Source organism: Tamlana crocina (assembly GCA_040429635.1).
GTDB classification, from domain to species: domain Bacteria; phylum Bacteroidota; class Bacteroidia; order Flavobacteriales; family Flavobacteriaceae; genus Flavisericum; species Flavisericum crocinum.
This window is the reverse complement of the sequence record CP158972.1, coordinates 836,508-848,626: the sequence shown is the minus strand read 5'-3', so window position 1 is coordinate 848,626 and position 12,119 is coordinate 836,508. Positions and strand designations below refer to the sequence as shown.

10 protein-coding genes are annotated in these 12,119 nt (G+C 37.9%); 7 read left to right on the top strand and 3 right to left on the bottom strand.

The annotated features are described in order from the left end of the window. The first annotated feature begins 8 nt into the window (after window positions 1-8). The 3 genes from ABI125_03780 to ABI125_03770 all read left to right on the top strand — a co-directional run bounded on the left by ABI125_03780 (window position 9) and on the right by ABI125_03770 (window position 3,531). Window positions 9-500: a CIA30 family protein gene (locus tag ABI125_03780; protein ID XCF06985.1), complete on the top strand. Its 492-nt coding sequence runs from the start codon at window positions 9-11 to the stop codon at window positions 498-500. Window positions 501-660: 160 nt separating this feature from the next. After that, the gene (locus ABI125_03775) at window positions 661-2,559 is read left to right on the top strand and encodes a family 20 glycosylhydrolase (protein XCF06984.1); all 1,899 of its coding nucleotides are present in this window, start codon (window positions 661-663) and stop codon (window positions 2,557-2,559) included. Between the two features lie 162 nt (window positions 2,560-2,721). Next, window positions 2,722-3,531 (top strand): universal stress protein, encoded by an 810-nt coding sequence (locus tag ABI125_03770; protein XCF06983.1) that lies wholly within the window; start codon window positions 2,722-2,724, stop codon window positions 3,529-3,531. A 33-nt stretch (window positions 3,532-3,564) separates the two neighbouring features. Here the strand turns inward: ABI125_03770 and dgt are convergent, their stop codons facing one another. Further along, window positions 3,565-4,905: a dGTP triphosphohydrolase gene (gene dgt, locus ABI125_03765; protein ID XCF06982.1), complete on the bottom strand. Its 1,341-nt coding sequence runs from the start codon at window positions 4,903-4,905 to the stop codon at window positions 3,565-3,567. A gap of 183 nt (window positions 4,906-5,088) precedes the next feature. Here dgt and ABI125_03760 point away from each other — a divergent pair, with 183 nt between their 5' ends. Then, window positions 5,089-5,478, top strand: coding sequence for a carboxypeptidase-like regulatory domain-containing protein (locus ABI125_03760; GenBank protein ID XCF06981.1), 390 nt, complete (start codon window positions 5,089-5,091; stop codon window positions 5,476-5,478). A gap of 43 nt (window positions 5,479-5,521) precedes the next feature. Here ABI125_03760 and ABI125_03755 read toward each other — a convergent pair whose 3' ends face one another. Then, a complete protein-coding gene (locus ABI125_03755; protein XCF06980.1) occupies window positions 5,522-5,653 on the bottom strand; it encodes a hypothetical protein in 132 nt (43 codons plus the stop codon). A gap of 217 nt (window positions 5,654-5,870) precedes the next feature. Here ABI125_03755 and ABI125_03750 point away from each other — a divergent pair, with 217 nt between their 5' ends. Beyond that, a complete protein-coding gene (locus tag ABI125_03750; protein ID XCF06979.1) occupies window positions 5,871-8,645 on the top strand; it encodes a TonB-dependent receptor in 2,775 nt (924 codons plus the stop codon). Window positions 8,646-8,819: 174 nt separating this feature from the next. Further along, window positions 8,820-10,019: a hypothetical protein gene (locus tag ABI125_03745; protein XCF06978.1), complete on the top strand. Its 1,200-nt coding sequence runs from the start codon at window positions 8,820-8,822 to the stop codon at window positions 10,017-10,019. A gap of 83 nt (window positions 10,020-10,102) precedes the next feature. On the opposite strand, the gene ABI125_03740 is transcribed toward ABI125_03745, so the two are convergent. After that, a complete protein-coding gene (locus tag ABI125_03740; protein XCF06977.1) occupies window positions 10,103-10,459 on the bottom strand; it encodes a nicotinic acid mononucleotide adenyltransferase in 357 nt (118 codons plus the stop codon). A 383-nt stretch (window positions 10,460-10,842) separates the two neighbouring features. Here ABI125_03740 and ABI125_03735 point away from each other — a divergent pair, with 383 nt between their 5' ends. Then, window positions 10,843-12,042 (top strand): porin, encoded by a 1,200-nt coding sequence (locus tag ABI125_03735; protein ID XCF06976.1) that lies wholly within the window; start codon window positions 10,843-10,845, stop codon window positions 12,040-12,042. Window positions 12,043-12,119 lie beyond the last annotated feature (77 nt).

Here is a 12,119-nt window from a genome sequence, read left to right as displayed (position 1 = left end):
ATAGAAACATGCCAGCACACACCATCTTTACATTTAACAAAACCTCAAACTTAGAACACTGGAAAGTGGTTGATGATGCGGTTATGGGCGGTAAATCTTCAGGGCATTTTAAGCTTAATGAAGACGGTATGGGCATGTTTTACGGCAAGGTTTCTTTAGATAACAATGGTGGATTCTCTTCCTTACGGTACCGAGGCGATTCCATTGATACCCAAGGTTTCCAGGAAATAGTCTTAAGAATAAAAGGCGATGGCAAACGCTACCAGTTTAGAGTAAAAGCAAATCTTGACGACAACCACTCATACGTTTCATATTTTACAACAACAGGTGAATGGCAAACGCTTATCGTCAAACTAAAAGATCTTTTTCCTCGGTTCAGAGGGCGTAATTTAAGCATCCCAAAATTTTCTGGAAAAACCATTGAGGAACTTGGCTTTTTGGTGGCCAATAAGAAAACAGAGGAGTTTACGTTACTAATAAAAAACATATGTTTACAATAAATAGCCTTAACAACCTTAAACTTTTGCTTACCTTTAAGAGTTATGCCTGTTGACTTTTTAAAATTTTCAACTGCCTTCGTTTAGCTGTAATCAACACATTTATTTTAAAGCGGCTGGGAGCAATCATCCAATATTTCCATTTTAAACCCAAATCATTTATATGAACATTAAGGCTTTCATCCTTTTTATTACCATACTTCAAAATAGTTTTCTGTTCGCCAACGACAGTATTGTTAAACATTTACTCTTTACCCCACAAAAATTATTAGTTAATAATGATTCGGTGGCGATTCGCCCATCACAAATTTCAGATTTAGAGGCATTCTTAAAATCGAGTCTAAAGGAAGCTTCTGCTGGAAAATTCATAGTCCACACACCAAATAATGACTTTAATATTTGTTTTGAAATCAATGCGGATTTAGAACAGTTTGACAGTTACCGTTTAAACATAAAGCCTACTGAAATCAGGTTATCCGCAAAAAACACCAATGCTTTACGTTACGGCAAGCAGACCTTAAATCAACTTTTGGGATATGTAAAAACAAATAACACCCCCCTTCCGCAAATAGAAATCAACGATTGGGCAAACTTTGAAAAACGGGGCTATATGCTTGATATAAGCCGTAACAAAGTCCCCAGCATGGCAAGCCTCTATCAATTAATTGATCAATTGGCGGCATGGCGCCTTAACGAATTACAACTATATACCGAACATACTTTTGCCTATCGTAACCATCCGGTAGTTTGGCAAAATGCGAGCCCGTTAACCGCATCTCAAATTCAAGAATTGGACCTTTATTGCTTAAAAAGAGGAATTGATTTAGTGCCCAACCAAAACTCGTTTGGCCACATGGAAAATTGGTTAAAGCACGATGCCTATTTAGATTTGAGCGAATGTGAAACCGACTGCAAAACCAAGTGGGGCAACAAAAGCAGAACTGCATTAGCACCAACAAACCCAAAATCTTTTGAGCTTATGCAGGAGCTTTATGCCGAACTTCTCCCCCATTTTTCGAGCAAATATGCCAACATTGGCGGCGATGAAACCTTAGAGTTGGGCTTAGGAAAATCGAAGGCCTTATGCGACTCCATTGGCAAAGGCCAAGTGTACCTCAACTTCCTGAAAAAACTGAATGATGAAGTGGTAAAAAACGGAAAGCAAACCCAGTTTTGGGGCGATATTGTTTTAAACCACCCCGGATTGATTAAGGACATCCCTAAAAACATGACGGCACTGGTTTGGGGCTACGACGCTACCTATCCGTTTGATAAAAATTTAATTGAATTCCATAAAGCCGATTTAGATTTTTATGTGTGCCCCGGCACTTCGAGTTGGCGTTCGGAGATTGGCAGAAACAACAACGCGTTTATCAATTTAAAAAACGCCGCAATAGCAGGTAAAAAATATAATGCCAAAGGTTACCTTATCACAGACTGGGGCGATTTTGGGCATTTTCAACCCAAATCGGTGAGTTACCCTTCGTTGGTTTTAGGTGCTAATTATGCGTGGAATTATTCTGAAGACACCATAAATAATTTGGAATTTCTGCTGAATAAATATGTCTTTAAAGACGCTACGGGTTACACCGCAAAAGCCCTATTAACTTTGGGAAACGCTTATTTAAAAGCGAACATCCCAGAAGGGAATGCCAACGCTTACCACTTAATGCTACGCCGATTTAGATGGACCATTAACGGCCATTACCAAACCAAACACCTAACTAAAGCGGGATTTTTAGCTGCTAAAGCCGAAATTGAAAACGGTTTAAACCAACTTCAAAAAGCCAAACCAATATCAGCTGATGGTGAGATAATCATCAAAGAATTAAAACAAGCCTCTAAATTAGCATTATTTGGTATTCAATTGGGAATAGCGCGCTTAGATGCAAAAGATATGGCCACTAAAAACATCCCTTCTAAAAAAAGGAAAGAATTGGCCAACACACTTTCAAATTTAATTGACAGCCATAAATCGGTATGGCTCATTAGAAATAGAAAAGGCGGATTACAGGAATCTGTTGACAAACTACAAGACTTAGTCGATTATTTAAACGAATAAAGTCTAAATAATCTTGGTTTTATGACCATGATCATTGTGAATTTAAAAGCTATCAAAGCCGTTTGATCTTTAGGGATTAATTTCGTATTTTAGTTATAATAAGGTTGTTAACCGTGGACAAGTCACTAAACACAAACCGCAACCAAGCCTAAACTAAAAAAGATGAAAAAAATACTATTCCCTACAGACTTTTCGCCTGCCGCCCATAAAGCATTTGCTTACGCCATAAGCATCGCTAAGAAAGCCGACTCTAGAGTTGATGTAATACACGTCTACCCAGAACCCGGCAAAGGCAAGGAGCTTTACATGGACCCTAAAGAACTTCGCGATGGCCGCAAAATGTTTCAAAAAGACATGAAGAAAAAAATGGCTGAATTTATAAAACCATATGACGCCAATGCCATAGGAAGTCAAGTGGTATTTCCTTCTGACGAAACAACAAATAAAATCATAGAATTTAGCGACCATAAGTACGACCTCATTATTATGGGTACCAAAGGTGAAAGAAATGCGCTGAACAAAATTATGGGCAGCATTACAACAAAAACCATGATGAATGCGCACTGCCCGGTATTAGCCGTTCCCACTGACACCGAGATCAAGGATCTTAAAACCATAACCTACTCGACTTCCCTAAAAGAGAAAGACGACACCTTTCTGAAATCACTTTCTGAATTTGCAGATTTGTTTGGAGCTTCAATAGAATATCTTCATGTTGTAGATAATTCTGAAAATCAGGCTATCGCCAACTTAAAAGCCAAAGGGCTTTCCGCCGATTCTTCTAATGTTCATTTGGTAAAAAACACTTCTGTTTTAAATGGGGTGGATGATTTTTTAAAGGAACACCAAACCGACGTGCTGGCTCTTTTTATTCCTAAAAGAACATTTCTTGATAAACTATTCCATAAGAGTGTCACAAAAAAACTAACGTTTTATGCGGGCATTCCGCTATTCGTTGTAAATGAAAAGTAAATAGAACAATCACCTTTCATTTCTTATGCCGCTTTAAAAGGTTACCCCTTCTATCTTTTTAAAGTTTTGGATGGCTTTACTATCCGACAACAACGATACATAATGGCAAACCGAAAGCAGTCTTTGGTACAGATTATCGCTCTTAAAATTGATGGTTTCGGGCATACGGGTCAGTATCAATTTATCGTAATTTGAAGCCGTGCCGTTGTACGAGTTATTTACCGCAGCCGTGTAAACGCCCAACAGCTTATTGATAATTTGGTAACCAGCAATTTCTTTATCAACCACCTCTTCCGATTGGTACACGTTTTCAACACTAATTTTTATGATGTCCTTAATTTGGGCATCGTACTTACTTTTATCCAACAGACCGCAATCAAAACTACCGTTTAAAATAGCGTCTTCATTGGCCATAAAAATATCTACCGCATCGTTAATAAGTGCCCCAATGGCGAGCGCACGTAAATAGCCAATACGATCTTCGCGGCTGGATAGCGCATAATAGTTTTCGGCTATAATATTTTCGCGAATGACTTTTGAAAGATACTCCAAAGCATATTCCTCTTGAATAAGCCCCAAATTAATGCCATCTTCAAAATCGATGATGGTATAGCAAATATCGTCGGCCGCTTCAACCAAATAGGCCAAAGGGTGACGTGAAAAACTAATGTGGTCGTTGCTTCGTTTTATCAAACTCAATTCATTGGCTACATCTACAAAAGCATCTTTATCACTTTGGAAAAATCCATATTTTTTATCGGCGATATGGGTTGTGGGCTTTTTGGGCAACGACTCTTTTGGGTATTTGGTAAAGGCTCCGAGTGTGGCATAGCTCATTCGCAAACCGCCTTTTCGCCCAGGGCGATTTTGGGTCAGTATCTTAAAGCCGTTGGCATTGCCCTCGAAATCGCAAAGGTCTTGGTATTGTTTCTCGGTAAGTTGGGATTGGTATTGTTTCCCTTCGCCCGTTTTAAAAAATTCACCGATGGCCTTTTCGCCCGAATGCCCGAACGGTGGATTACCAATATCGTGCGCCAATGCCGCCGTGGCAACAATAGCCCCAAAATCGTTGGCCTGATAGCCGTGAACACTCTGTAAATGCGGGTGTTTTTCCAAAACCTTCAACCCCACTTTTCTTCCCAACGAACGCCCCACTACGCTCACTTCTAAACTGTGGGTTAAACGGGTGTGCACAAAATCGGTTTGCGACAACGGAATCACCTGGGTTTTATCCTGAAGACTTCTAAATTCCGAAGAAAAAATAATACGATCATAATCCACTTCGAAGCCTAGTCGGGTTTCGTCCTGCTCTTTTCTTAATCTTTTATTGGTATCGCCAAAGCGTTTTAAGGATAGTAGTTGTTCCCAGTTCATTGTTCATTTTTAAAGCAAGGCAAGATAAAAAAGATCTTATTAACCTATGGGCTTTACTTTCGTTTTTTTGCCACACACGAGTTAACATTACGGTAACATTTTAATCATCGTTGTTTAATATTTAGGTAACATTAGATTTATAATGTTTCGCTTATTTTGCCACTTATTTACACATTAATAAACATGAAGCATATTATTGTCATTGCCGCTATACTTTTCAGCACACTTTCCTTTAGCCAAAAGACTGGGCTTATTGTTGGAAAGGTTTTAGACAATGAAGTTGAAAATGCGCCTTTGGTTTTGGCTGACATCAGCATTAAAGATACCGAGGTAAAAGCCAGCACCGACCAAACCGGCATGTTTGTTATTGAAAACTTGAAAGCCGGCGATTACACTTTGGTTTGCAGTTTTGTAGGTTACGAACCTCAAGAAGTTGATGTTCATGTTGATGGCTTTAACCCAGTAGAATTGAAACTCACTTTGGAAGCTAGCAACGTTTCTATGGACGATATCGCTTTAGCTATGGCCATGGCAAACGCCGGGCAAAGTTCAAAAAACACTTCGGATCAGTAACAACCATGTTTCCGACAGTCAACACATTCTTTATTTTCCAGACTTAGACTTCGTTGGAGTTATTTTCCATCTGAAAAAACTTTTCTTTTTTCGAAGAATTGATTTTAAGCTCCATTTGAATTCCACGACCTAACCTTACTTCGATTTTAGATTTCATCCCCAATCTATCTCTCATGATTTTCAAGAAAAGCTATTTCCAATCTTACCCCTCCTTTTTAAAATTCAAAAGTCAAAACACATCATTTCCAACATTAAATTAATGTAACTATTTTCTCTAAAAACCCAGTTAAGCATAACGTTTACATAACACTTCTATTACCATTGTTTAACCCATAGGTAACACCCCGTTCACATAGTGTATCGTTATTTGCACAAGATAAAAACTAAGAAATATGAAAAAATTCACTCTATTTTTAGCGCTAATTACAGCATCGGTTTTTTACGGACAAAATACTGGTTCTGTGGTTGGTAAACTAACCGACAAAGAATATAACAATGAGCCTTTGGCCTTTGCCAATGTGTTGATAAAAGGTACTACAAAAGGAACCACTTCTGATTTTGACGGATTATACGCCCTTGAAAATTTAGATGCTGGCGACTACACTTTAATATATAGTTTTGTGGGTTACGAAACCCAAGAACTTGCCGTTACCGTAGTGGCCGGAAAAGTAACCGAAGTGAATGTGCCCATGGGCGCAAGTGCCGCTTCGTTGGACGAGGTGGTAATTACCACAACTACCAAACGTGAAAGTGAAACTGCCCTGTTGTTGGAGCAGAAAAAAGCGGTACAAATAAAAACAGCCATAGGTGCACAAGAGCTTAGCAAAAAAGCGGTATCAGATGCTGCCGATGCAACACTAAAAGTTACCGGCGTTAACAAACAAGAAGGATCGAGTAAAATTTATGTTCGTGGTTTAGGTGACCGCTACAATTCTACTACGCTTAACGGTTTACCGTTACCTTCTAATGATCCAAGAAACAAAAATGTCGACCTATCACTATTCAGCTCAGATATTATTGAAAGCGTAGGCATCGGCAAGGCGTTTTCTTCATACATGTCTTCAGATGTATCGGGTGCAAGCATTGACATTGTTAGCAAAGAAACTACCGACAAATCATTATTCAAAGTCAGCCTTTCATCAGGAGCAAACACCCAAACTACGTTTAAGGATTTTAAGGAAATGGATGGTGCCAATTGGTTTGGGGTTAATAGCAACACCCAACACAAAATACGAAGTTTGTCTAATTACAATTTTGACAACAGCTATTCCCCTAATTCAGGCAAAGCCAATCCAACATTGGGCGTTTCATTGAACTACGGAAAAAAAATAACATTATCTGACGAAAGCAACATTAGCATATTCCTTGTGGGGTCTTTTGATAATAAATATGCTTATCGTGAAGGGCAATCTGATGCCATAGTTGATATTAATGAAGATGGCTCATTAAATGTGGGGTCTATTTTTGATACAAAAACTTATGATTACAATGCCTCCAAGATGTTAATGGGCAATTTGGTTTACAAAATCAATAACAGCCACAAACTGAGCTACAACCATTTATTTGTACACTCCAACACCCAAAAAATTGAAGATTTTGTTGGAACAACAAATGACATTGGTAGAGATGCTGAAGACAATAGATTAGTGAACGTAATATTGCAAACTGAAGTTCAAAATAAGCTTTTCGTTAACCAGTTATTATCAGAACACAAACTAGGAGAGTCTTTTGACGCCAACGCCTCAGTAAGTTATAATGCCATTTATAATGACGAACCGGATAGAAGAAAAAACACTTTAATTATAAATAACGACACCAACAGAACCAGAATTTCCCAAAATGCGGTTAGGGACAACAGTAGGTTTTACGGCAACTTATTTGAAAATAGTATCGCAGGAAACTTAAATATTGTGAAATACCTTGGCGACCGTTTTGAAAATAAAGGCAAAATTACATTGGGATATAATGGGAATATTACCGATAGAAAATTTGACGGTATTTACTTTGACCATAACTTCTCTAACCCAAGGAATACGTTTGTAGATGTAGAAAACTTAGACGCCACATTCAACCAAACCAATTTGGACAATGGTGTATTTGGCATAGAGACATCAAGAGGTAGGAACAGCGACGATGCCGAAACTTATCTTCCGCAATTATACGATGCCAAAAAAACTACACATGCCGTTTATATTGATGCGGTTTATAAATTCAACGAAAAGCTTACTGCCAATTTTGGCGTACGTGCAGAAGATGTAAAAATGGACGTAGAATGGGACACCAACATTAGTTTCCCTGGGTTCACAAACAACAGCCAGATTACTTTGGACAAACAATACGTTTTACCTACTCTTAACCTGAAATATCAGCTTAACGACAAAATCAACTTAAGAGCCTCTGGTAGCGTAACGTACACTTACCCTCAGTTTAAGGAAATTGCCCCATTTACTTACGAAGGCATCAACTATCAAGAAAGTGGTAACCCAGCTTTGATGCCGTCAGACAACTATAACGGCGAACTTAAATTCGAGTTGTTCCCAAACAAGAGTGAGCTTTTTTCCATAGGTGTTTTCGGGAAATTAATTCAAAACTCCATTAACCGATTAGAAAGAAACTCTGCAATCGAAAGAGACTTCACCTTTGACAATTCTGGTGACGCTACTGTTTTTGGATTGGAATTAGAAGGCAAACTGGATATTATCTCTATCGAAGATACAGATAGTGAAAAATCCCAAACCCTTTCCCTTGGAGGTAACGCTACTTTGATGAGCACCAAACTGGAGTTTAACACAGCCAACACCTTGTTCAACTACACCGGAGATAGCTCTCAATTAGAAGGCGCTGCTCCCTTTACTGTTAACGCAGATGTTTCATACAGATTTGAGTTAAACGATAAAGAAACCGTTTCAACTTTAGTATTCAACTACCAAAGCGACAAAGTGTACAGTATTGGCACAAACTTTAAGGAAAACATTATTGAAAAAGGAGTTCCGCTTTTAGACTTTGTATTTAGCCACAAATTCAACAAGAATTTAGGAGCAAAATTTAATGTAAAAAACATATTGAACCCTAGCTTTGACAGATACAGGGATATCCCGGAAAAACTAACAATGAATACCTACAAAAGAGGCACCTCCTTTTCAGTTGGCATCTCTTATGATTTGTAACAAAGAACACAATATTGACAGTCAACAAAAAGAAACCCACAAGACTATAAACATTAAGTTAACATAAGTAAATTTTCTTAACCTAATACTAATATTGGCTTCAAACTAAGTTTAAATCTAATTTCTTTTTTTGCAGAACAATAAAAACAAGAATTTAAAATTAAAAAAAACAAAATGAAAACATTAAAAAACTTATTAATAGTAGCCGTTGCTATCTCTATTTTTTCTTGCTCAAGTGATGATGACAACAGAACTATTGACCCAGGAAACGGCGGTGGCCCGATTACTGGAAATGAATTAAAAGGAGAGATTACTGAAGATGCCACATTATTAGCTTCTGTAGAATACAACTTAACCAGTTCTTTAACTGTAAAAGAAGGAGCTACCTTAACCATAGAGCCTGGTACAGTAATTAAGGCAAAAAGCGGAAGAACCGATGTGTTTTTAGCTGTTGAAAGAGGAGCGAAATTAATTGCCAAAGGTACAGCAGCCAACCCTATTAGATTCACCTCTGATGCTGCATCTCCAAAAGCAGGAGATTGGGGTGGTATTGTGCTAGCTGGTAAAGCAAAAAGTAATAAAGGAACTGACGTTCAATCTGAGGTTGCCGGATTACTTTATGGTGGCAATGAAGACACAGACAGCTCTGGCGAGCTAAGCTACGTAATCGCTCAATATACTGGCGCTAAAATTAATGGCGAACAAGAGTTTAATGGTATATCTTTCTTTGGTGTTGGAAATGGCACTATTGTAAATAACATTGTTGTAAGCGACGGAAATGACGATGGCATTGAATTTTTTGGAGGCAGCGTAAATGTAACCAATGTTTACTGTGCTAACATTGCAGACGATATGTTCGACTGGACAGAAGGTTATACTGGTACAATTACAAACGCTTTTGGTGTTCGTAACGATGGCTTTGATGCTGCCACTGATGACCCACGAGGTATTGAAGGAGACAGCAACAGTTCTGACCCTACTGCTGCCCCTATATCAACACCTACCTTAAAAAATGTTACCATTTTAAACCTTAACCCAGATATACCTTTAAAAGGTGGTGCTGAAATTAGACGTGGCACACAAGCCGTAATCAGTAACATATTGTTCGCGGCATACGGCAATGCTTCTTTTGGAAACAGGATAGACACAAAAGACGACAAAGGCAACGGTACTTTAACAATTACTAATGCTGTTGCTCAAGGAAACGTTGGTGACGATAATGTAGGAGGAGACATTACAGGATCAGTAACATCAATCACTGATGGTATTACAATTACCGCCAACAACACCATAAGTTTTAAAGCTGGCGTTGGTGCAGACGTATCAGCCTTTACTTGGGCCGGACAAAGTTTTGTAGTTACCATGCTTAACTAGTAACCAACACTTTTCAAGGTTAAGATGAAATAAAAAAAGCATCCCAAATGGGATGCTTTTTCTATTTGTAGTTTGCTTAGTTTTTATAGGCCTTTATCGTCCTTAACGTCTGTTTCCTTCAAACTAGCGATTACATTTTCATTGTAATCTACTTCTTTTACGGTTTCATTAGTGTAATAAAACCACTTGCCGACTTTTTTACCATTATCATAATTACCAGAAACTGTTTTTTTGCCTTCTGCGCTAAAGCTTAACCACTCCCCTTGAAGTTTACCATCTGTAGTGTAAAAACCGGTTTGGCTCACCACTCCATTGTCATGATAGTAAGTTACTTCAATTAAATTGGTGTCTTTGTTAAACTTTAAATCTCTCTTTTGTTCTTTTTGAGCAAAAGAAACCACAGTAATTAAAAAGGCAAAACATAAAATAAACTTCTTCATAATTATGGGGTTTTTAACATTATTAAATCAAAGTTACAAAATTGATAACATTTAAACAACATTTACATAACATTAAATTAACATTAAACTTGTAATCATTTGTTTTTCAATGAATTGAATATTTAAAAAAACATCATTATTAATATTAAATTAATATTTGCGTTACATTACAATGAACTTAAACCTTGATATTTGCACAGTCTTGAGACAATTTAATTAGTATTTCATATAATCTATTAGTTTTTGTCGACTACATTATCATGATTTCTAATGAGACTGCCTTTGGCCAAGGCAGTCTTTTTATTGTTTTAATGTTAATCGTTTGGTAACATTTAGATAACATTAGGATTGGTTCTTTGCAGCGACAAAAACTAATACGTACAATGAAAATTAAATTTGCCATCGCGCTAGCGTTTGGCCTAGTACTAGCTGCACATTCTCAAGAAATCAGTGAGACTTCTTTTGGAAAAGGATTAATCAATTTTGTTGCAAAAGATAGTTCTTTCAGTATAAAATTCGCTCCCCGTTTTCAGGTTCGCTACAATTCCCAATGGAATTATAACGGCAATAACTATGGTAGCCCCGAATATGATTTTTCAGTCCGTCGTGCCCGATTAAAATTCGATGGTTTTGCCTATAGCCCTAAACTAAGGTACAAATTGGAGTTGGGACTTTCTAACAGAGACATTTCTGGAGCAAACCAGTTTACCCGTAACGCACCGCGTTATATTTTAGACGCCGTTATTATGTGGAACTTTGCCAAAAACCTCGAACTTTGGGCCGGACAAACCAAACTTCCCGGCAACGTAGAGCGTGTAATTTCGTCTGGCAACCTACAGTTAATCAACCGATCATTATTAAACAGGCGTTTTACCCTAGACCGCGATATGGGCATACAATTGCGACATAAATCAAAATTAGGCGGCAATTTCTTAATGCGTGAAAAAATCGCAGTATCGCAAGGGGAAGGACGCAATATTACGGAAGGCAACCAAGGCGGTTTGCAATACACAGCCCGGCTTGAACTTTTACCTTTTGGAACGTTTCAATCTAAAGGAGATTACACAGGTTCTGATTTAAAGCGGGAAGCCAGCCCTAAACTAATGCTGGGCTTCACTTACGACCTCAATCAGGATGCCGTAAAAACCCGAAGCGTTTTAGGCAATTACATGTTCAGGGATGATGGTTCGCTTTACGAAACCGACATCACCACCTTTTTTGCCGATGCCATGTTTAAGTACAACAGATTTTCATTTATGGGCGAATATGCCAACCGTACAGCCGATAACCCTGTTGCCGTAAATGCAGACAACTCCGAAACGGGCGATATCGTTTTGGTGGGTAATGCCCTGAATTTACAAGCGGGATACTTACTTAAATGCAATTATGAGTTTGTTGGGCGTTTCACCACTTTGAATTACAAGTCTGTTACCAATACTTTGCCAACCAAACAATACACTTTTGGCGTGAACAAATTTATAGTTGGGCACAAACTAAAAGTACAATCCGATTTAAGTTATACAACCGTTAACAGAACTAAAGATAACATTTTGTTCAGGTTAGGATTCGACATCCATTTTTAACCAATTAAAATAACAATTACGTAACATAATAACCATATATTGTCATGATATTTGCAGTCCTTTTACAATTGAAACCT